This is a genomic window from Microbaculum marinisediminis (assembly GCF_025397915.1).
Classification (GTDB): domain Bacteria; phylum Pseudomonadota; class Alphaproteobacteria; order Rhizobiales; family Tepidamorphaceae; genus Microbaculum; species Microbaculum marinisediminis.
This window is the reverse complement of sequence record NZ_JALIDZ010000003.1, coordinates 13,194-33,017: the sequence shown is the minus strand read 5'-3', so window position 1 is coordinate 33,017 and position 19,824 is coordinate 13,194. Positions and strand designations below refer to the sequence as shown.

The 19,824-nt window shown below is 66.3% G+C and carries 18 protein-coding genes and 1 tRNA gene; 13 read left to right on the top strand and 6 right to left on the bottom strand.

The window, feature by feature from the left end; genetic code table 11:
- Nucleotides 1-32 precede the first annotated feature (32 nt).
- From MUB46_RS06300 to MUB46_RS06285, 4 genes are all read left to right on the top strand, one after another.
- A complete protein-coding gene (locus tag MUB46_RS06300) occupies nucleotides 33-671 on the top strand; it encodes a J domain-containing protein (RefSeq protein WP_261615039.1) in 639 nt (212 codons plus the stop codon).
- A 77-nt stretch (nucleotides 672-748) separates the two neighbouring features.
- Nucleotides 749-1,735 (top strand): cobaltochelatase subunit CobS, encoded by a 987-nt coding sequence (gene cobS, locus MUB46_RS06295; RefSeq protein ID WP_261615038.1) that lies wholly within the window; start codon nucleotides 749-751, stop codon nucleotides 1,733-1,735.
- A gap of 27 nt (nucleotides 1,736-1,762) precedes the next feature.
- Nucleotides 1,763-3,676, top strand: coding sequence for a cobaltochelatase subunit CobT (cobT, locus tag MUB46_RS06290; RefSeq protein WP_261615037.1), 1,914 nt, complete (start codon nucleotides 1,763-1,765; stop codon nucleotides 3,674-3,676).
- A gap of 7 nt (nucleotides 3,677-3,683) precedes the next feature.
- Nucleotides 3,684-4,715, top strand: coding sequence for an esterase-like activity of phytase family protein (locus MUB46_RS06285; protein WP_261615036.1), 1,032 nt, complete (start codon nucleotides 3,684-3,686; stop codon nucleotides 4,713-4,715).
- A 105-nt stretch (nucleotides 4,716-4,820) separates the two neighbouring features.
- Here the strand turns inward: MUB46_RS06285 and MUB46_RS06280 are convergent, their stop codons facing one another.
- Nucleotides 4,821-5,369: a queuosine precursor transporter gene (locus MUB46_RS06280; protein WP_261615533.1), complete on the bottom strand. Its 549-nt coding sequence runs from the start codon at nucleotides 5,367-5,369 to the stop codon at nucleotides 4,821-4,823.
- A gap of 130 nt (nucleotides 5,370-5,499) precedes the next feature.
- Nucleotides 5,500-5,793 (bottom strand): 50S ribosomal protein L28, encoded by a 294-nt coding sequence (rpmB, locus tag MUB46_RS06275; RefSeq protein WP_261615035.1) that lies wholly within the window; start codon nucleotides 5,791-5,793, stop codon nucleotides 5,500-5,502.
- A gap of 459 nt (nucleotides 5,794-6,252) precedes the next feature.
- On the opposite strand from rpmB, the gene MUB46_RS06270 reads away from it, so the two are divergent.
- From MUB46_RS06270 to MUB46_RS06235, 8 genes are all read left to right on the top strand, one after another.
- A complete protein-coding gene (locus MUB46_RS06270; RefSeq protein ID WP_261615034.1) occupies nucleotides 6,253-6,381 on the top strand; it encodes a hypothetical protein in 129 nt (42 codons plus the stop codon).
- Nucleotides 6,382-6,519: 138 nt separating this feature from the next.
- Nucleotides 6,520-7,389, top strand: coding sequence for a DUF3108 domain-containing protein (locus MUB46_RS06265; RefSeq protein ID WP_261615033.1), 870 nt, complete (start codon nucleotides 6,520-6,522; stop codon nucleotides 7,387-7,389).
- Nucleotides 7,390-7,521: 132 nt separating this feature from the next.
- Entirely contained in the window at nucleotides 7,522-8,253 is a 732-nt protein-coding gene (locus tag MUB46_RS06260) for a class I SAM-dependent methyltransferase (protein WP_261615032.1), read from the top strand.
- Nucleotides 8,254-8,703: 450 nt separating this feature from the next.
- Nucleotides 8,704-11,928: a helicase-related protein gene (locus tag MUB46_RS06255; RefSeq protein WP_261615031.1), complete on the top strand. Its 3,225-nt coding sequence runs from the start codon at nucleotides 8,704-8,706 to the stop codon at nucleotides 11,926-11,928.
- A complete protein-coding gene (locus MUB46_RS06250; protein ID WP_261615030.1) occupies nucleotides 11,925-12,317 on the top strand; it encodes an RNA-binding S4 domain-containing protein in 393 nt (130 codons plus the stop codon). The genes MUB46_RS06255 and MUB46_RS06250 overlap by 4 nt, the downstream gene beginning before the upstream one ends.
- A gap of 88 nt (nucleotides 12,318-12,405) precedes the next feature.
- On the top strand, nucleotides 12,406-12,744 hold the full coding sequence (fdxA, locus tag MUB46_RS06245; protein WP_261615029.1) for a ferredoxin FdxA: 339 nt from the start codon (nucleotides 12,406-12,408) through the stop codon (nucleotides 12,742-12,744).
- Between the two features lie 349 nt (nucleotides 12,745-13,093).
- Entirely contained in the window at nucleotides 13,094-13,663 is a 570-nt protein-coding gene (locus MUB46_RS06240; protein ID WP_261615028.1) for a CarD family transcriptional regulator, read from the top strand.
- 161 nt (nucleotides 13,664-13,824) lie between these two features.
- Nucleotides 13,825-14,688, top strand: a complete 864-nt coding sequence (locus MUB46_RS06235) for an RNA polymerase factor sigma-32 (protein ID WP_425256230.1) — start codon at nucleotides 13,825-13,827, stop codon at nucleotides 14,686-14,688.
- An 81-nt stretch (nucleotides 14,689-14,769) separates the two neighbouring features.
- Here MUB46_RS06235 and MUB46_RS06230 read toward each other — a convergent pair whose 3' ends face one another.
- Nucleotides 14,770-16,287, bottom strand: coding sequence for a M48 family metalloprotease (locus MUB46_RS06230; protein ID WP_261615026.1), 1,518 nt, complete (start codon nucleotides 16,285-16,287; stop codon nucleotides 14,770-14,772).
- Complete coding sequence (locus MUB46_RS06225; RefSeq protein ID WP_261615025.1) at nucleotides 16,271-17,068, bottom strand: thermonuclease family protein; 798 nt, start codon at nucleotides 17,066-17,068, stop codon at nucleotides 16,271-16,273. The genes MUB46_RS06230 and MUB46_RS06225 overlap by 17 nt, the downstream gene beginning before the upstream one ends.
- A gap of 109 nt (nucleotides 17,069-17,177) precedes the next feature.
- Here MUB46_RS06225 and MUB46_RS06220 point away from each other — a divergent pair.
- A tRNA-Arg gene (locus MUB46_RS06220) sits at nucleotides 17,178-17,254 on the top strand.
- Between the two features lie 307 nt (nucleotides 17,255-17,561).
- Here the strand turns inward: MUB46_RS06220 and MUB46_RS06215 are convergent.
- Together MUB46_RS06215 and MUB46_RS06210 are read right to left on the bottom strand one after the other, a co-directional pair.
- Complete coding sequence (locus tag MUB46_RS06215) at nucleotides 17,562-19,352, bottom strand: recombinase family protein (RefSeq protein ID WP_261615024.1); 1,791 nt, start codon at nucleotides 19,350-19,352, stop codon at nucleotides 17,562-17,564.
- Nucleotides 19,330-19,815, bottom strand: coding sequence for a DUF2924 domain-containing protein (locus MUB46_RS06210; protein WP_261615023.1), 486 nt, complete (start codon nucleotides 19,813-19,815; stop codon nucleotides 19,330-19,332). The genes MUB46_RS06215 and MUB46_RS06210 overlap by 23 nt, the downstream gene beginning before the upstream one ends.
- Between the last annotated feature and the right edge of the window lie 9 nt (nucleotides 19,816-19,824).

Below are 19,824 nucleotides of genomic sequence, written 5' to 3'. Positions count from 1 at the left end.
GCCGATTCACGTGGTTACCCATAATTCGACCCATGAAACTGAATTCAAAATGGTTCGACCGGATCCGGGTGCGCCCCGACGAGGAGCGCCGTGCCGCCGAGCGCGTGCCGCAATGCGAGGCGCCGGGCTGTCGTCAGCCGGGCGGCCATCGCGCGCCCAAGGGCCGGCACAAGGAGGGCGAGTACTACAATTTCTGCATCGACCACGTGCGCGACTACAACAAGTCCTACAACTGGTTCTCCGGCATGTCGGAGAGCGATGTTCAGGAGTGGCTGCGGTCGCGCGCGACCGGCCACCGGCCGACCTGGTCTATGGGCGTCGACGGAAAAGGACAAAATGCCGCTGGCAAGCGCAGCGCGGCCGAGGCGTTCCGGGCCGGAATGTACTCCGATCCCTACGATTTCTTCGCCGAGGCCGGCCGCGGCACACCGCGTGGCGACGAGCCGTCGGTGAGAAAACGCCGTATCGGCGCACTCGAACGGCGCTCGCTCGACGTCCTTGGTCTTGACGAGACGGCAACGGGCCCCGAAATCAAGGTTCGTTACAAGGAACTGGTGAAGCGCCATCACCCGGACGCCAATGGCGGGGATCGATCCAAGGAGGATCGGCTGCGCTCGATCATCGAGGCCTACAATACCCTCAAGGCCTCTGGCTTCTATCGCGATAGCTGAGTATTGTCGGCGCGCTTCAATAAACGCGAGGGTTTGACAGTCGGGACGCCATGCGTGTTCCGCAAGCTGGAGGCAGCATGAATACCGCAGTTACGGAGCCGCAAGCTTTGCCGGACATGAAGGTGTCGGTTCGCCAGGTGTTTGGTATCGACAGCGACATGGAAGTGCCGGCCTATTCCGAGCCGGACGAGCACGTTCCGGAGGTCGATCCGGACTACCAGTTCAACCGGGAAACCACGCTCGCGATCCTTGCCGGCTTCGCCTACAACCGCCGCGTCCTGATCCAGGGCTATCACGGCACCGGCAAGTCGACCCATATCGAGCAGGTCGCCTCGCGACTGAACTGGCCGTGCGTGCGCGTCAACCTCGACAGCCACATCTCCCGTATCGATCTCGTCGGCAAGGACGCGATCGTGCTGAAGGACGGCATGCAGGTCACCGAGTTCCAGGACGGAATCCTGCCGTGGGCGCTGCAGACCAACACCGCGCTCGTCTTCGACGAGTACGATGCCGGCCGCCCGGACGTGATGTTCGTCATCCAGCGCGTTCTCGAGGTTTCGGGCAAGCTGACCCTTCTCGACCAGCGCCGCGTCATCCGCCCGCATCCCGCCTTCCGCATGTTCGCCACGACCAACACCATCGGTCTCGGCGATACTTCGGGGCTCTATCACGGCACCCAGCAGATCAACCAGGGCCAGATGGACCGCTGGTCGATCGTCGTCACCCTGAACTACCTGCCGCACGACGACGAGGTGGCGATCGTCCTGGCCAAGGCCAAGCACTACCAGAACGACGAGGGTCGCGACATCGTCTCGAAGATGGTGCGCGTCGCCGACCTGACCCGAAACGCCTTCATCAACGGCGACCTGTCGACGGTGATGAGCCCGCGCACGGTGATCACCTGGTCGGAGAACGCGCAGATCTTCGGCGATATCGGCATGGCCTTCCGCATGACGTTCCTGAACAAGTGCGACGAGGTCGAGCGCGGCATCGTCGCCGAGTTCTACCAGCGCTGCTTCGGCAGGGATCTGCCGGAGTCGGCGGTCAACGTCGCCCTGAATTGATCGCTAACTGAGGCTCTGTGACGCCCCGTGTCCGGCCCCCCGACCAGCAACAGGAAGCCCGGCCAGCCCGGCCGTATCGCGCCGAACGAGCCGTTCAAGCGCGCCGTCACGGCCGCGGTTAAGGCGATCTCGGGGCGCAACGACGTCGAGGTCACCTACGCCTCCGATCGGGCCGGTGCGTCGGGCACCAATGTCCGGCTGCCGGAGCCGCCGCGGAAGATGACGGCCGCCGACGCCGCCGTCACCCGCGGCCTCGCCGATTCCATGGCGCTCAGGCTCGCCTGTCACGACCAGGGTGTCCATCGCAAGCTGCTGCCGCAGGGCCGCAACGCGCGGACGCTGTTCGAGGCGGTCGAGCAGGCGCGCTGCGAATCGATTGGCTCGCAGCGCATGTCCGGCGTCGCCGACAACATCGGCGCCATGCTGGAGGCGCGCTACCAGCGCATGAACACCTCGGCCGCCGAGTCGCGCGCCGACGCGCCGCTGGAGGAAGCCGTCGCGCTGATCACCCGCGAGCGCCTGACCGGCATGGCCCCGCCGCCGAGCGGCCAGCGCGTCGTCGACCTGTGGCGCGACTGGATCGAGCAGAAGGCCGGCGGCGAACTCGACCGCCTCTCCGAGCTGGTCGATGACCAGGACGGCTATGCCCGTCTCGTGCGCGACATGATCGCCGCCTTCGACATGGCCGACGAGCTGGGCGCCGAGCAGGAGGACGACGACGAATCCGCCGAGGGCGACGATTCCTCCGACACCCAGGGCGAGTCCGGAGAGGAAGGCGAGCAGGAGGCGGCCGAGGCCGCCGCCGACGAGAGCCAGGAATCCTCCGAGCAGGACGAAGGCGAGGTCGAGGCGACGGAAACCAGCGCCGAGGAGATCGACGAGGACGCCGACGCCGCGGACGCCACCGACTCCACCGAGCCGTGGCGGCCGAATTTCCCGTTCTCCAACATGACGGGGGAGAACGCCTATCGCATCTTCACCTCCCGCTTTGACGAGACCGTCACCGCCGACGAGCTGTGCGATTCGGAGGAGCTGGAGCGCCTGCGCGGCTTCCTCGACAAGCAGCTGCATCACCTCCAGGGCGTCGTCACGCGGCTCGCGAACCGGTTGCAGCGTCGCCTGATGGCGCAGCAGAATCGCTCCTGGGACTTCGATCTCGAGGAAGGCACCCTCGACGCCGCGCGGCTTCACCGCGTGGTCATCGATCCGCTGCACCCGCTGACCTTCAAGATGGAGCGCGACACCGATTTCCGCGATACGGTGGTGACGCTGCTGCTCGACAATTCCGGTTCGATGCGCGGCCGGCCGATCACCGTCGCCGCCACCTGCGCCGACATCCTGGCGCGCACGCTCGAGCGCTGCGGCGTCAAGGTCGAGATCCTCGGCTTCACCACCCGCGCCTGGAAGGGCGGCCAGAGCCGCGAGCACTGGCTTTCGTCGGGCAAGCCTCTCAATCCCGGCCGCCTCAACGATCTGCGCCACATCATCTACAAGCCCGCCGACATGCCGTGGCGGCGCGCCCGGCGCAATCTGGGCCTGATGATGCGCGAGGGGCTCCTGAAGGAAAACATCGACGGCGAGGCCCTCGCCTGGGCGCATGATCGCCTGCTGGCGCGTCCCGAGCAGCGGCGGATCCTGATGATGATCTCCGACGGCGCCCCGGTTGACGACTCCACCCTGTCGGTCAATCCCGGCAACTATCTGGAGCGCCACCTGCGCCAGGTCATCGAGGACATCGAGACCCGCTCGCCGGTCGAGCTGATCGCCATCGGCATTGGCCACGACGTCACGCGCTACTACCGCCGCGCCGTCACCATCGTCGACGCCGAGGAGCTCGGCGGCGCCATGACCGAGAAGCTCGCCGAACTGTTCGAAGAGACCCCCGGCCCTTCGCGCGGCATGCCGCGTGGTGGCGGCGCGCGTACGCGCGCCGTGGCCTGACGGGGTCATGCCCCGGACTGCCGCCCCCCTGCTCTTCGCGCTGCTGCTGGCGAGCTGGTCCGCGCCGATGGAAGCGGTGGCGACCGAGGCGGCCGTGCCGGTCGAGGCGAGCCCCGTCCCCGCCTTCGATGAGGACGATCCGTCGCGAGCCGTATTCGACGGCCTGCGCTTTCTCGGCGGCATCGAGGTCGACTCCTCCGACGACCGATTCGGCGGCCTGTCGGGAATCGAGATCTCCGGCGACGGCCGCAAGGCGCTTCTCGTCGGCGACAACGGCGACCTGTTCTCCGCCACCCTCGATTACGACGACGGTATCCTGGCCGGCCTGTCCGACGTCGCCGCCTACCGGCTGATCGGCGCCGACGGCAAGCCGCTCGGCGACAAGGAGAGCTCCGACGCGGAATCGCTCAGGGCCCTCGGCGGCAACGGCCTTGCCGAAGGCAGCGTGTCGGGCGACTTTCTTATCGGTTTCGAACGCGACAACCGCATCCTGCAGGTCCGCGTCGATGACAAAGGCGCGCCGGTCACGGCAAAGCGCCTCGCCCTGCCCGATGCTGTCGCCGCCCTGCCCGAAAACAAGGGGTTGGAGGGCATCGCCGTCATCCCGCCCGGCGCCCCCAATGGCGGCGCCATCGTCACCTTCGCCGAGAGCATCGTGACGGAAGAACCGGACGTCATTCCCGGCTGGATGATCCGGAATGGAGAGATCCGCGACCTCGGCCTGAAGCGCACCTCCGATTTCAACCTGACCGACATCGTCGCCCTGCCCGGCGGCGATCTGATCGTTCTGGAGCGCTATTTCAGCATCTTCTCGGGCGTGGCCATGCGGCTGCGGCGCATTCCCGCCGCCGCGCTCGACGGTCCCCAACCGATGGAGGCCGCCACGCTCCTGACCGCCGGCTCCGCCCACGAGGTCGACAACATGGAAGGCGTCGCCGTGCACACGGACGCGCAGGGCCGCACCGTCCTGACGATCATCTCGGACGACAACTTCAACCTGCTGCAGCGCACGCTGATCCTGCAGTTCGAGCTTCTGTAGGGCGCAATTCCCCCGGTGCCGCCGTAGTCGCGACAACCACACGTCATCCCGAGGAACACGGGCTCGCCGTTTCGAGGACGGCCAACCTGCGGGCTTCACCCGCGATCACAGCGCGGGATATTCTTCCCGACTGGCCTTGATGCGCGAGCGCAGGAGGTGGAAGGGGCCGAGCATAGCGACCGCATGCACGGCCTTCACCAGGAAATCGAACGTCGCCCAGCCGACCCAGACCGGCAGCGTCAGCCCCCAGTAATCGGCCGTGCCGACACCGCTGCCGGCAAAGGCAAGCGTGAAGAACAGCGCGGTGTCGACGGTCGAGCCGATCAGCGAGGACGCCAGCGGCGCCATCCACCAGAGACGCTGGCGCAGGCGGTGGAACACGGCAACGTCGATCAGCTGCGCGGTCAGGAACGCGGTTCCCGAGGCGAGCGCGATACGCGGCGTCGCCAGCACGATAGACAGCACGACGGCGGCGGCGAACCCGACATAGACCACGGTGCGCGCGGCCTTCGGCCCGAAGCGGCGATTGGTCAGGTCGGTGACCAGGAAGGCGAAGGGATAGGTGAACGCGCCCCAGGTGAGATAGTCGGCAAGGCCCCAGGGCGTGAACGGGTACTGGACGAGAATGTTCGAGGCGACGACCACCAGGGCCATCGCCCCGATTGGAACGAACAGCCCGGACGGAATGAGCAACCGTGCCTTGGCCGGCCCGGTTTTGCTCTTTTCGTCGGAATGCGACATCTCTCGCGCGCCGTCGGAGCGAAGCTGCCGGACAGGCGTCGGGTCAGGCCGCCTTGGCGGCCGTCGCCTTGGCGATGTCCCGCTTCAGCGTGAGCGCCTTGTCGGACAGATCCTCGTCGCGCGCCTTCAGAAGGAACGCGTCGAGACCGCCGCGATGCTCGACGCTGCGCAGCGCATGCGCGGAGACGCGCAGCTTGTAGCCGCGGTCGAGCACGTCGCTCAGCAACGTCACGTTGACGAGATTGGGCAGGAACCGACGCCGGGTCTTGTTGTTGGCGTGGCTCACATTGTTTCCGGTCATGACCGACTTTCCGGTCAATTCACAACGCCGGGCCATTCTACTGATCCTCAATTGTCTACGGCCGCCGGAGACGCCGGTGGCCGAGTCTGGCCTTGCCGTGTAGGGATTTCGTCGAAAGCGTATAGTAAGCGGGCCGCCAAGCGTCAAGCGGGCAGACGGAATCACTGCGCCTTAGTCTCGTCCCGCTGTTCCGTCGGCGGACTGAGACCGGACCATTTCCTTTACATCCGATCGCTGCTGGAACCCAGGGGCTTCACGGTCAAAGCCCTGTTTCTGATGCGCGCCCCCTGGAGCGCATCTAGTCGTCCCTGCGCATGAAACTGCATAAGCGCTGGACGGTCGAGGCCGACCAGGACGAGGAAACTGTGCTGAATCCCCTTCTCCGGGAGAGCTTCGATACTCCGCGGCCGCGATTGCGCACCCGGTACGAAGTGACCATCCGGAACCTGAAACGCGCCTTCGACGCCGCGCCGGACCGCGCTGAGCCAAGACGCCTTGGACGAAACCCGACTGTTCTACGCGAAGACCTGCGAATTCTGCCGAAACCGGTTCGGGGCCGACACCATCGCCCGCCTGTGGGGGGACGCCTCCGCCGCCCTGGCGGCCGGGAGAAAAGCCGGCTGAAAATACCGCCTCGCCACGCTGTCGACGAAATTGCGCTATACTGTTCCTTAACCTTGGCACGAGATTCTGCGCTCCGTAGGGCGTAGCGTTTCCGGCAAGGCCGGTTCTGCCGGCCGGTCAGTATGAGGCGGTAAGGTGATGAAGGCAGGTGCATCGTTGGCCGGTCTTGGCGGAAGGTCCGCCTGCGCGGTCGCGTTTGCGGGGCTTGTCCTGTCGGCAGGCACGACATCGGCCGCCGAGTACAAGTTCAAGACCGATTACAGCGCCTATCTCGCCGGCGTCCCCGTCGGCAAGGCCACCCTCAGCGGCACGTTCGACGGCCCCCAGTACCGTCTCGACGGATACGGCAAGCTCACCGGGCTCGCCGGTGCCGTCTATGACTATACGGCCAGCGCCTCCTCGGCCGGCCGCCTGATGTCGGGCGGAACACAGCCGCGCGCCTTCAGCGTCGACGCCACCGACGGCAAGAAGTCCGCCAAGGTCCGCATGACCATGAACCAGGACGGCGTCCGCCGCCTGAAGCTGACCCCGCCGGTGCCCAAGGAATGGTACAAGCACCCCAATCGGGTGCAGGTCACCGACGCGCATACCAAGAACACGATCGATCCGATGAGCGCCCTGATCGTCGCCGGCGGCAATACGCCGAGCGGAATCGACAAGCGCGCCTGCGAACGCACCGTGCCGATCTACAACGGCCGCGAGCGCTTCGACGTGACGCTCGAGTTCCGCAAGATCGAATCGATCTCCAGCAGCGACGTCCCGGGCGGACAGGTTCTCGTCTGCGGCGCCCACTACCGCGCCATTGCCGGCCATCGCACCGACAAGAAGGAGGTGGAGATGGCCGAGAAGATCGATATCGAGCTGAAGCTCGCCCCGGTCGCCGGATCCGATCTGCTGGTGCCCTACCGCATTTCGATCCCGACCCCGATCGGCCTCGCCGTCATCCAGGCAGGCGCGACCACGACGACCGGCGCATTGAACACGCGCGCAGCCGCGCTCGGCGAATAATCGGGTTACCTCCGCAAGCCCCGCAGGCCGGCCCCCGGCACAGATCTGACGCCGGCGGAACGGCGCGCGTCGACTTGCGGTCCATCGGCTGTTGGTCGGGGGGTGGAATGTTGCTCCAAGGCATGCGCGCGCATGAACAATCTGTACGACACGATCGGCCTGAACTACGCGGATCTGCGTCGACCTGACCCACGAATTGCCCGGCAAGTCGAAACAGCCCTCGGCGATGCGGAAACCGTCTTGAACGTCGGGGCCGGGACAGGCTCCTACGAGCCTTCGGATCGCCAGATCACGGCTGTCGAACCCTCGGCCAGGATGATCGGGCAGCGCCCCGCTTCGGACGCGACCGTCATTCAGGCAAGCGCGGAAAATCTGCCCTTCGGCGACAAGTCGTTCGATGCCGCGATGGCGGTTCTGACGATCCACCACTGGTCGGACAAGGAGCGGGGCGTCGCCGAGATGCGTCGCGTAACCCGCGGAAAAATCGTCTTCCTGACCTACGACCCTTCGTTTCGCGGGTTCTGGCTCGCCGAGTATTTTCCGGCGCTCGTTTCACTGGACGAAGGCCAGATGCCCACGATGGCCGACTTCGCGCGCTGGCTCGGGCCCATTTCGGTTTCGTCGGTGCCTGTTCCGCACGACTGCACGGACGGGTTTCTGGCCGGCTACTGGCGACGTCCGGCGGCCTATCTCGACGAGAGGGTCCGCACCGCGATGTCCTGTTTCTGGGCAATGGGCGACGTTTCGGAGGGGTTGGCGAAGCTGGCGAACGATCTGGAAAGCGGCGAATGGGAACGCCGCCATGGACATTTCGCTGGTCTCGAATCCCTCGATTGCGGCTACCGGCTGCTTGAGAGCCGATGAACTGCCGGAGGTCCGGCGGACTCCGTTCGGCCCCCCGGCTATAAAGAGTAGGCGGCTATGCCACCTGCCCTTCTATCGCCATGCCCCCGTCACCATCTTCAGGCCCAATCGCGCCTGACCGCCGATCTCGGCTTGCCCGCGATTGTGGATGACTCCCGTTCGCGGGTTAACGATTGACGCGCCCGCAGACCCTCGCCGCAACCCGACTGAATCCAGATATCGTAGGATTATGAACCAGCCACCCAATATCTTGCCGGGAACGAAACGCGATTCCGTCGGAGTCAGCGATTCGGCCAGCATTTGTTCTAGGCTCGTTCTACAGGTTAACGGCGGCGGCGATTTTGTGCCGAAATGGGACGCCGGCGCTTACCTTGACCCGGGTTCGGCCTTTACAGCGCCTCGCGAAGATGCGACAGCCGCGCCCTTGAAGTCCCTCGCCGGGGAGGCGTCATGAGTATCGCGCCGGATGTCGGCCACCATCCCGCGGCGCGCAGCCGCGCGGTGACGGCCATTTTGGGCCCGACCAACACGGGCAAGACCCATCTCGCCATCGAGCGGATGCTGGGCCACGAGTCCGGCGTCATCGGCCTGCCGCTGAGGCTGCTCGCGCGCGAGGTCTACAACCGTGTCGTCGAGCGCGCCGGCGCGGAGGCCGTCGCGCTGGTCACCGGCGAGGAGAAGATCAAGCCGGAGAACCCGAAATACTGGGTCTGCACGGTCGAGGCGATGCCGCGCGACCTCGACGTCGCCTTCGTCGCCATCGACGAGGTGCAGCTTGCCGCCGACCTCGACCGCGGTCACGTCTTCACCGACCGCATCCTGCGCCGGCGCGGCCGCGAGGAGACGCTGCTGCTGGGCGCTGCCACCATGCGGCCGATCCTGACGCGGATGATGCCGAACCTGAACGTCATCACCCGCCCGCGCCTGTCGCACCTGGCCTATTCGGGCCAGAAGAAGATCACCCGCCTGCCGCGCCGCTCCGCGATCGTCGCCTTCTCCGCCGACGACGTCTACGCCATCGCCGAGTTGGTGCGCCGCCAGCGCGGCGGCGCCGCGGTGGTGCTCGGCGCGCTCAGCCCGCGGACCCGCAACGCCCAGGTCGGCCTCTACCAGAACGGCGACGTCGACTTCCTGGTCGCCACCGACGCCATCGGCATGGGCCTCAACCTCGACGTCGATCACGTCGCCTTCGCCGCGCGGCGCAAGTTCGACGGCTGGCAGTTCCGCGACCTCAATCCCGCCGAGATGGGCCAGGTCGCCGGCCGCGCCGGCCGCCACATGCGCGACGGCACCTTCGGCGTCACCGGCCGCGTCGACCCGCTCGAGGACGAGCTCGTCGCGCGCCTGGAAAGCCACGATTTCGAGCCGGTCCGCATCCTGCAGTGGCGCAACACGCATCTCGACTTCGCCACCATGGAGAGCCTGCACGCGAGCCTCGCCGCCCTGCCGCGCGAGGACACGCTGACCCGCGCGCCCGCGAGCGACGACGTACTGGCGCTGGAGGCCGTCGCACGCGATCTGGAGATCGCCGACATCGCCCGGGGCCGCGACGCCGTGGAACTGTTGTGGGACGTCTGTCAGGTCCCCGACTACCGCAAGATCGCACCCGCCAACCATGCCGAGCTGGTCGCCACGCTCTACAGCCAGCTGATGCGCTACGGCCACATCGATGATGATTGGTTCGCGCGCCAGATCGGCCAGTGCGACCGCGACGACGGCGATATCGATACGCTGTCCAACCGTATTGCCCATATCCGCACCTGGACCTTCGTCGCCAACCGGCCCGAGTGGCTTGGCGATCCCGCCCATTGGCAGGAGCGCGCCCGCGCTGTAGAGGACCGGCTGTCCGACGCCCTGCACGAACGTCTGGCGCAGCGTTTCGTCGATCGCCGCACCAGCGTGCTTGCCCGAAGCTTGAGGGAGAATCCGGCCATGGAAGCCGAAATCGACGCCAGCGGAGATGTAACCGTCGAGGGCCACCATGTCGGCCGCCTCGAGGGATTGCGTTTCACGCCCGATCCGGAGGCCGATGGCCAGCACTTGAAGGCCATCGCCGCCGCCGCGCGGCGCACCCTGACGGGAGAGCTCAATACCCGCGCCGAGCGCCTTGCCAAGGACGCCGACGAGGTTATCCAGCTCAGCCTCGACGGCACCTTCTCCTGGCGCGGCGCCACGATCGGCCGCGTCGAGAAGGGCGATTCCGTCCTGAGCCCGCGCGTCGTGCTGCTGGCCGACGAACACTTGGCCGGCGCGCCGCGCGAGAATGCCGAGGCGCGTCTGGCCAAGTGGATCGACGGCCGCATCGCGGTGCATCTCGGGCCGCTGCGCGCGCTCGAAAGCGACGAGGCGATCACCGGCATGGCCCGCGGCGTCGCCTTCCAGCTCGGCGAGGCGCTGGGCGTGCTCGAGCGGCCCCGCGTCGCCGACGAGGTGAAGGCCCTGAGCCAGGACGACCGCGCGCAGCTCAGGAAGCACGGCGTGCGTTTCGGCGCCCATCACGTTTATCTGCCGATATTGCTCAAGCCCGGTCCGCGCGTTCTCGCCGCCCAGCTCTGGGCGCTGCATCACGGCGGGCTGCATCAGCCGGGCTTCGACGACATCGCCGCCCTCGCCCAGAGCGGGCGCATGTCGGTCGCCGTCGCGCCGGGCACCGCGCGCAGCCTCTACCGCGCCTTCGGCTTCCGCGCCTGCGGCAGCCGCGCGGTACGCATCGACATCCTCGAGCGCATCGCCGACCTGATCCGCACCGCCCTGTCCTGGCGTCCCGACGGCGACGCCGCCCCGCCCCCCGGCGCGGTCGACGGCCGTACGTTCCGGGTCAGCGAGCAGATGACGTCGCTCGCCGGCTGCGCCGGCGACGATTTCGCGGAGATCCTCAAGGCCCTCGGCTATCGCAGTGAACGCCGCCCGGCACCCGCGACGACCGAAGCGAAAACGGAACCGGCACCGCAAACCGCCGATGCTGGTGACGCGGCAACGACATCGGAGCATCCCGGGACGGAGACCGAGACAGCGGCCGAAGCCGCTAGGGTCGAAACGGCGGAGACGCCCGCCGTTACGAGCGAAGGCGATCCGCAGAGCGACACCGAGACCGTATCGGAAGCGGTTGAGTCGGAAACGGTGACACCAGACGTGGTGACACCGGAGGTGGTGGAGCCCACAGCCGCGCCAGCCGAAGCGGAACCGGCAGAAGCGGAGCCCGCCGAGGCGGCCGCCGCCCCGGCGGAAGGACCGGCAGAGGCCCAAACCGAAACCCCGGTCGAAGCCACGGTCGATACCCCGGCCGAGACAACGGCCGAAACGCCGACCGAGACACCGGACGGGACGCCAACAGAGACAGCGACCGCGACCGAGGTCCCCGAGGCCGGAACCGGCGAGGCCGAATCCGCGGAGATCGTCGTCTGGCGACCCGGCCGCCGGCCCGACGCGCCACGCCGCCGCAAACCCGAGCAGAAGGGCGCGAAGGCGCGCCAGGGCGACGGCAAGAAGCCCTCGCGCGGTGAGGCAAAGGGTCGCAAAAGCGGTCGTGGCGACGGCCGCAAGGGCGGCCGCTCCCGGCCCGACGGCCCGCCGCAGGGCAAGCGCCCGCCGAAGGAGCCGGATCCGCTATCGCCCTTCGCCGCCCTCAAGGACCTGCGCGACACGCTCAACGAGCGTGGGCGCTCGGGCGCGTGAGCGACAGCCAGCGCATCGACAAATGGCTTTGGCACGCGCGCGTCGCCAAGACACGGACACTGGCCGCTTCGCTTGTCACGGGCGGCCACGTCCGGCTCAATAGCGCCCGGATTTCCAAGGCGAGCCAGCCCGTCAAGCCCGGCGACGTGGTGACGATCGCGCTGCGCGGCCGCATTCTGGTTCTGCGCATCGAGGCGATAGGCGACCGGCGCGGACCGGCGAGCGAGGCGGCGACGCTCTATTGCGATCTCTCGCCCCCGCCACTCCCGCCGGAAGAAACGCCCCCGGGATCGCGCCCCCGTGGCGGTGGTAGGCCCACCAAACGCGACCGGCGGCAAATAGTCGCCTGGAAAGACGATCTACGCGCCCCAGATGACGGAGAAATCTAATCCTTCGGCCCGTCTTGAACCGATTGGACAAAACGGATAGGCACCACCTCCGGCGTATTCTTCCCGCGCATTCTTCGTGGAGCTTCACATGACCTATGTCGTCATCGACAACTGCATTCGGTGCAAATACATGGATTGCGTCGAAGTCTGTCCGGTGGACTGCTTCTACGAAGGCGAGAACATGCTGGTCATCCATCCCGACGAATGCATCGATTGCGGCGTCTGCGAGCCGGAATGCCCCGCCGAGGCGATCAAGGCCGATACGGAGCCGGGCCTGGAGAAATGGGTCGAGCTCAACGCCGAGTACGCCGAGAAGTGGCCGAATATCACCATCAAGCGCGAACCGCCGGCGGACTCCAAGGAATGGGACGGCGTGGCCAACAAGTTGGAGACGCAGTTTTCGCCCGAGCCCGGCGAAGGCGACTGAACCGCCCGGAAACCCGGGTTGAACGCGCGCTTTTGGATCGGCGAGACGGTGCTGTGCTCGGCGATGATGCGGCGCAGCACTTGGAATTTGTCCAGTATTGTGTTATATATTTCAAATAGCTGATGAAATCCCTCGCCCATACTGCCCGTAAATCGGGCATATTTTGTGAGAGCTAGGTTGGCTGTTCTGCCGGAGGCCCTCTCAGGCGTCCGGATGGGCTTTTTGTGCGGGATTTCGACGGCGCGTTTGGCGTCCGCACTTCGCGCCTGCTCCTTTCGGGCGAGCAGGCCGGGCACGAGGTGGGACATTTGGTCGCTATGCGGCGACAGGCAGGAGTTCGAGAAAGAGTATGACCACTCGTAACAGCAAGAAATCGGTTCAGCGTCAGGGTTTCCGGACGAGCGAGTACATCGTCTATCCGGCGCATGGTGTTGGGCAGATTACCGCCATCGAGGAACAGGAAGTGGCGGGCGCCAAGCTTGAGCTGTTCGTGATCAATTTCGAAAAGGACAAGATGACGCTGCGGGTTCCCACCGCCAAGGCCGCCGCCGTCGGCATGCGCAAGCTGTCCGAGGACGCCCTTGTCGGCAAGGCGCTGACCGTGCTCAAGGGCCGCGCCCGCGTGAAGCGGACCATGTGGAGCCGCCGCGCCCAGGAATACGAAGCCAAGATCAATTCCGGCGACATCATCGCCATTGGCGAAGTGGTGCGCGACCTGCACCGCGCGGAGTCGCAGCCCGAGCAGTCGTATTCCGAACGCCAGCTCTACGAAGCCGCGCTCGACCGCATGGCCCGCGAGGTCGCGGCGGTGAAGAAGATCACCGAGACCGAGGCGATCCGCGAGATCGAGGCGATGCTGGCCAAGGGCCCGCGCCGCGGTGCCGCCGCCGAGGAAGACGAGCGCGACGAAGCCGCCTGAGATCACGCGCCTTTTACCTGGCGCATAGCCGATCTGCAGGCCGCCCGGCTTCAAGCCGGGCGGCTTTTCTGCTTTGATTGGTGAACCGTGCAGCCAAGTCGATCGTTTCCCTGTGAGGATCGATGCAGGAAGGGCGGAATAGACGCCTCGGTATGGATGCCATGAAGAACGCCATGAGCCATCGCCGCCGGTTCGTCAGGGCGGCCATGAACGCTCCCTATCTCGAAAGGGACGAGGAGCATGGTCTGGCAGTGAAGTGGAAGCAGGACGGCGATGTCGACGCCCTGCACCGCCTCACCCATGCGCATATGCGGCTGGTGATCGCCATCGCCGCCCGGTTCAAGCATTTCGGCTTGCCGATGTCCGACCTGATCCAGGAAGGCCATGTCGGGCTCCTGGAGGCAGCCGCCCGCTTCGAGCCGGAACGCGAGGTGCGCTTTTCCACCTACGCCACCTGGTGGATCCGCGCCTCGATCCAGGACCACATCCTGCGCAACTGGTCGATCGTTCGCGGCGGCACCAGCTCCACCCAGAAGGCGCTGTTCTTCAACCTGCGGCGCCTGCGCGCCAAGCTCGGACGCGGCCCTTCGCCGATGGCCGAGCATGAGATGCACGCCCATATCGCCAAGGCGCTCCGGGTTTCCGAGGATGACGTCGCGCGCATGGACGCGCGCCTGTCCGGGTTCGACGCGAGCCTGAACGCCCCCGTGCTGGAAAGCGAGGGCAGCGCCGAGCGGCAGGACTTCCTGGTCAGCGAGGATCCGCTGCCCGACGAGACCGTCGGCGAGGCGATCGATCAGGAAAAGCGCACCAAGCGGCTCTATGCCGCGCTGGAGGTGCTCAACGACCGTGAGCTCAGGATCGTCAAGGAGCGGCGGCTGTCGGAGGACGGCGCGACGCTGGAGGCGCTGGGTGAGGCGCTGGGCATCTCCAAGGAGCGGGTACGCCAGATCGAGAGCCGGGCGCTTGAGAAGCTGCGTGCGGCGCTGCTGGCCGCAGAGCCCGACGCGAGCGCCTTCACCTGAGTTTCCCGATTAGCCTGCGCGTCCCGGTTCGCCGGGTCAGTGCCCGTCGGATCACCGCCCGTCGGATCAGCGCCCGTCGGCTCAGCGGACGACGATCTTGACCTCCTGACCGGCGCGCAGCCGGTCGGCGGGAGACAGCCCGTTCAGCACACGGAAACGTTCGATCTGGTGGTCGTCGAAGGCCATGCGCGAGGCGACGCTCTCGATGCTGTCGCCGGGCCTGACGGCAACGATGTCGAGCCGCTGCGGCCGGATCGACCGCGCCTCCTCCTGCGGGATAACCCGGAAGCTGCGGGCCGCGGCCAGCAACTCCTGTTCGCGCGCGTAGTCGAGATCGCGCGAGGCCAGGATGAACCGGTAGACGCGGTTGCCGTCGCCTCGGATGGCGGCGACCTTGAAGGTCCACCCCTCCCCGCCGACGGTCGCGGTTGCCGCCGGCAACCCGTTGACCGTCATCGGCTTGATATCCGTCACCCGGCCCCCGCGCACCGCGTCGGCGGCAAGGTAGTCCGACAGCGACACCGTGCTCGGCACGGCGACCGCGTCGAAGCGGATGATGTCGCCATTCTCGGAGAACCCGACCACGGCGCGCGGCGTGTTCTCCAGCCCGTAGCCCTCCGGCAGCGTAAAGGTGATGCCGAGGGCGGGATGGATGAAGGTCCGGCCCGAGACGAAGCCCTCGCGCGGATCGTCGCCATAGGCCATGCCGTCGATGACCTGGAAATAGCTCGCCTGGTCGCGCTCCATGTCGGCGTTGCGGCCGACCTGGGTGGCCTCGCGCTCGGCCGACAGGATGCGCTGCGGGGTCGCCGGGTGGCTCGCGAACAGGTCGACGCGGCCGGCGTCGTAGACCTGGTTCAACACCTTGGAATGCAGGTCCGTCTGGCGTTCGAGCGCCCGCAGGAAGGCCACCGCCCCTTCCGGGTCGTAGCCCGCCTTCGCCGCCATGCGGATGCCGATCACGTCGGCGTCGAGCTCCTGCTGGCGCGAGAACTGGGCGAGCCGCCCCTTGGTCAGCGCCAGCGCCGCCTGGCCCGCTTCCGGGTCGCGGATCACGTCGTTGACGACCTGGCTCATCACCGCGACCGAATTGGCCTGTTCCTCGCGCTGGATCGCGTGCCGCGCGATCACATGCGCCATCTCGTGGGCGAGGACGTTGGCGACCTCCGAGGAATCGTTGGCCAGCGCCAGCAGCCCGCGGGTGACGTAGACATAGCCGCCGGGCAGCGAGAAGGCGTTGATCGACGGCGAATTGAGCACCGTCACCGTGTAGCCCAGGTCGGGCCGGTCGGAGGCCCGGCTCAGCTTCTCCACGGTCGCATTGAGATAGCGCTGCAGCTGCGGGTCGGCATAGGTACCACCGAAGGCGGTGACGATCTTGGGATGCTCGCGCTTGCCCAGTGCCACTTCCTTCTCGTCGAAGCCGGCATTGCTCTGGACCGGCTGGATGGCGGCGGCCGAGAGGCTTCCTCCGTCACCCAGGCTCAGGCCGCCATTGGCGCAGCCGGCGAGCGCCAGCGCGGCCAGCAGCATCCCCGCCGCCGGGGCCTTGCGCCACGCCGTTCTCGGCCAGGTCAGCGATTTAGCGCGCGTCGACAATCTCGAGCTGCTCCGGATTCGTCATATGAATGGCGGGGCCCCTGTCGTCGAGGATCCAGCCGCGCACGCGCACGCGGCGCCCCGCGAGCCCCTTGAGGGCGATGTCTGCGGTGTCAAAGCGCGCGCAGTCCCCACGATCCACGTAGACGGTGAAATCCTCGCTCCAATTCGTGCCGAAATTGAGATAGGTTCTCCTCGGCCGTTCGCCAACCGATAGCACGCGTCCTTCTACGATCGCGAACCGGCCGGTTCTCCCCGATAGCTGCCGCGGCCGGCCGCCATCCGCTATTGCGCCAAGGTCCGTCGCCCAAAGGCCCACGCGCGCAGCCCGCGCACCTGCCTCCGCGTCCAGCAGCGACCCGACACAGCGATAATTGTCCTCCAGCGCATAGGCCCACGCAAGTCCTTTGGCGACTATGTCGCGCTGCAGCCAGCGGTCCGGATCGCTGTCCACGAAGGCGTGTGCCAGAAATCGGCCGTGGCGATCCTGTTTTTGGCCGGTGATGGCCAGGCCCAGGTCGCGCCCGACAACCGCCTCGGCAAGCGCGCTGCGCGCGGTGTCGGCAAGCCGGCGTGCCGCATCGGCTCGCGCGCCAGGCTCCGCCTTCGGCGCGAGCACCGAGACCAGCCGAACGATCCGCCCGTCCTCGAGCCTGAGCGTGTCCCCGTCGATCGCCTCGGCGGCCCGAACGGTCTCCTGCGGCCGCGGCGGACACGTCTGCGCCCCCGCCGCGAAGGGCCACATCAGCCCCGCCAGCGCGATGACGGCAAGTGTCCGCACGGGGCGGTCTCCGTTTCCGTGTCCATTCGCACTATATGAGGCTGCACGAGTCGGTTGACCATGGTATGAACCGATGTCCGGCTGACCGACAGTTACCGCAGCCGCCGGGGTCCCCGTAGCTCAGCAGGATAGAGCATCAGATTCCTAATCTGAGGGTCGCAGGTTCGAATCCTGCCGGGGACGCCACTCAGTCGGGCTGACTGCGGGCCACTTTTGGAAGACGCTGAATTGTCTCGACGTTTCAGCGCTTTACCAACCAAGAGACCCCTGTCGCGCCTCTCTCTCCGCGCTGTTTGACGCCATTTCAGCTCGAATGTCCGCCTCGTTCTCCGTTGGACTGTTTCCGCGACATGCTGCGGATTGTAGTCCATGCCTGATTGGTAGCTGTGCGGACGGAATGCGAACAAACCGTCCGAAAAAGTGAAGAAAGGACGATAGGATGCATCCTAGCCGGCGCGATTCGCATCGGTCAGCGCTGCCGACGAGACGGAGATTAGGGGAGAAGAATGACGCGCTGTTCGTTCCACTCGAGGGGAAGCGGGCGATTGGCCTTGAGTCGCTCCGGCGTGAGGCTTATGGGCTGGCTGCCCATCAGGATCATCTTGGCGATATCCGGCGCGAGGAACGCCAGCCCTATGGTCCGGCTCACATGCGAGACCTGCTGATTTGCGTTTGCAGCGATCTCCGCGATGGTCGCCCGCCGGCCGGTTCGGAGATCGTCGAACCAGCGATGCGCATCGGCAACTAGTTTGACCAGCTTGGGATCCGGTGAGCGATGCTCTGTCTCGACATCGCCAACGACGAGACGGGTCTGCTTGCCGCAGCGAAGGGTATGCGCTTCGACCTCGATTGGGATTGCCTCCTCTCGAACGTCGACCTGAACTAGCCCGCGATCGATCTCCTCCAGGGCTTCAACAACACACTTCTCATCGACTTCGAGGGCCAGCCGTTGCTTGCCAACCATCACTCGCGCGATCAGAGATCGAAGGCCTTCGTCTGAACGGCTGGCGACATCCCCTTCGGTTTCAGATGCCGGTGAAGCGATCCGGTTCGCGAGGTTTCCAGCTGCAGCGACCAACCTCTCCAATTGCGTGGCATCCAGACCGGCGCCGAAGTGCTCACAGACCCAGGAGCCATCAGACAGGTACCGCTCGAGCGTCTCTGCGACGAGGGCTTCCAGGTCGGGCGCTGGAACCCGAATGCCATCGGCGTTGCGTTCACCGCGCGTGAGCGGCGCCGAGACGTAATAGCGATACCGGCGCCCGCGCTTTGTTGCGTAGGTCGGCGTCAGCCGATTGCCCTGTTCATCGAATACGAGCCCGGCAAGAAGGGCCGGCTCCCGGTATCGTTGGCCGGCGCCGTTGTCATCGGGATGTTGTGGCGCACTGCGCTTGCGCTGGCTTTGGGCGATCAGCAAGTCCTGCACCTGCGACCACAGGTCTTCGTCGACGATGGCTTCGTGGTTGCCCTGATGGACTTCGCCCCGATAGGCGATCTCACCACGATAGAGACGGTTGCGCAGGATCTGGTAGAGCGCACCGCGGCTGAGCGAGACACCGCCGACCTCCCGGCCGTCGCTGAAGCGCCGTCGCTTGGAGACGACGCCGGATGCATCGAGATGCTGCTTGAGGGCTGCGATGGAGCCAAGCTTCAGATAGCGGTGGAAGATTTGCCGGACTGTGTCGGCTTCGGGTTCGTTGACGACCAGTTTCTTGTCGATGCCGTCATAGCCGAGCGGCGGCAGACCGCCCATCCACATGCCACGCCGCTTCGACAACGCGATCTTGTCGCGGATGCGCTCGCCGGCGACCTCCCGCTCGAACTGGGCGAAGGACAGCAGCACATTGAGGGTGAGCCGGCCCATAGAGGTCGAAGTGTTGAAGGCTTGGGTGACCGACACGAAGCTCGCGCCATTTGCATCGAACAGCTCGGTCAGCTTGGCGAAGTCGGCGAGCGATCGGGTCAGGCGATCGACCTTGTAGACCACGACGATGTCGATCAACCCCGAGCGGATGTCGTCCAGGAGCCGCTGTAGGGCAGGTCGGTTCATTGAGCCGCCCGAGTAGGCTCCATCGTCATAGGCCTGAGGCAGCAGCATCCAGCCTTCGTGCTTCTGGCTTGCGACATAGGCTTCGCAGGCATCGCGCTGGGCATGCAGAGAGTTGAAGCTCTGCTCCAGACCTTCATCACTGGACTTGCGGGTGTAGACGGCGCAGCGAAGCCTGCGCCGCGCCATTGGATCGTCGCCGAAACGGCGATCGCTATCTTTGCCGCGTCTGGCCATCGGCTTTGGTTTTCGCGAAGAGTCCAAAGAATGCCGGCCCCGACCAGCGTGTGCCGGTGATCTCCCGGGCGATCGCGCTCAGCGATCGGTAGGATGTGCCCCTGTAGACAAAGCGGCCGTCGGCTGTGGCGGTGACCTCATGGGTCCTGCCCTTCCACTCGCGCAGGAAGCGTGTGCCCGGTTTGATCTTCCGGCGAACGGAAGCCTTCGACTTGTCACGGTTCTTGCCGCCTGTCCCGAGCTTCCCAGCTTCGGCCAGCTTCAGTCTCATCTGGCGGGACAGGCCGCCGTACCTCTGTTCCTGTAGCCTGTACGCGATGGACTGGATCAAGAGCTCCCGGCTCATCCGGACAGGCGGTTCACACTCGTACAAGGTGCGCCAGTGCTCGCGAAGGGACTGCAGGTCGAGAGCGGCGAGGTCGCCGATCTCGATGCCTGCGTTGTTTCGTCTGTCTGGTCCCATCGGGACACC

Coding starts and splice junctions, on each gene's coding strand:
- MUB46_RS06300 (WP_261615039.1), top strand. CDS start 33: ATGAAACTGAATTCAAAATGGTTCGACCGGATCCGGGTGCGCCCCGAC.
- cobS (WP_261615038.1), top strand. CDS start 749: ATGAATACCGCAGTTACGGAGCCGCAAGCTTTGCCGGACATGAAGGTG.
- MUB46_RS06285 (WP_261615036.1), top strand. CDS start 3,684: ATGCCCCGGACTGCCGCCCCCCTGCTCTTCGCGCTGCTGCTGGCGAGC.
- MUB46_RS06280 (WP_261615533.1), bottom strand. CDS start 5,369: ATGGCCCTGGTGGTCGTCGCCTCGAACATTCTCGTCCAGTACCCGTTC.
- rpmB (WP_261615035.1), bottom strand. CDS start 5,793: ATGGCCCGGCGTTGTGAATTGACCGGAAAGTCGGTCATGACCGGAAAC.
- MUB46_RS06265 (WP_261615033.1), top strand. CDS start 6,520: ATGAAGGCAGGTGCATCGTTGGCCGGTCTTGGCGGAAGGTCCGCCTGC.
- MUB46_RS06260 (WP_261615032.1), top strand. CDS start 7,522: ATGAACAATCTGTACGACACGATCGGCCTGAACTACGCGGATCTGCGT.
- MUB46_RS06255 (WP_261615031.1), top strand. CDS start 8,704: ATGAGTATCGCGCCGGATGTCGGCCACCATCCCGCGGCGCGCAGCCGC.
- fdxA (WP_261615029.1), top strand. CDS start 12,406: ATGACCTATGTCGTCATCGACAACTGCATTCGGTGCAAATACATGGAT.
- MUB46_RS06240 (WP_261615028.1), top strand. CDS start 13,094: ATGACCACTCGTAACAGCAAGAAATCGGTTCAGCGTCAGGGTTTCCGG.
- MUB46_RS06235 (WP_425256230.1), top strand. CDS start 13,825: ATGAAGAACGCCATGAGCCATCGCCGCCGGTTCGTCAGGGCGGCCATG.
- MUB46_RS06215 (WP_261615024.1), bottom strand. CDS start 19,352: ATGGCCAGACGCGGCAAAGATAGCGATCGCCGTTTCGGCGACGATCCA.
- MUB46_RS06210 (WP_261615023.1), bottom strand. CDS start 19,815: ATGGGACCAGACAGACGAAACAACGCAGGCATCGAGATCGGCGACCTC.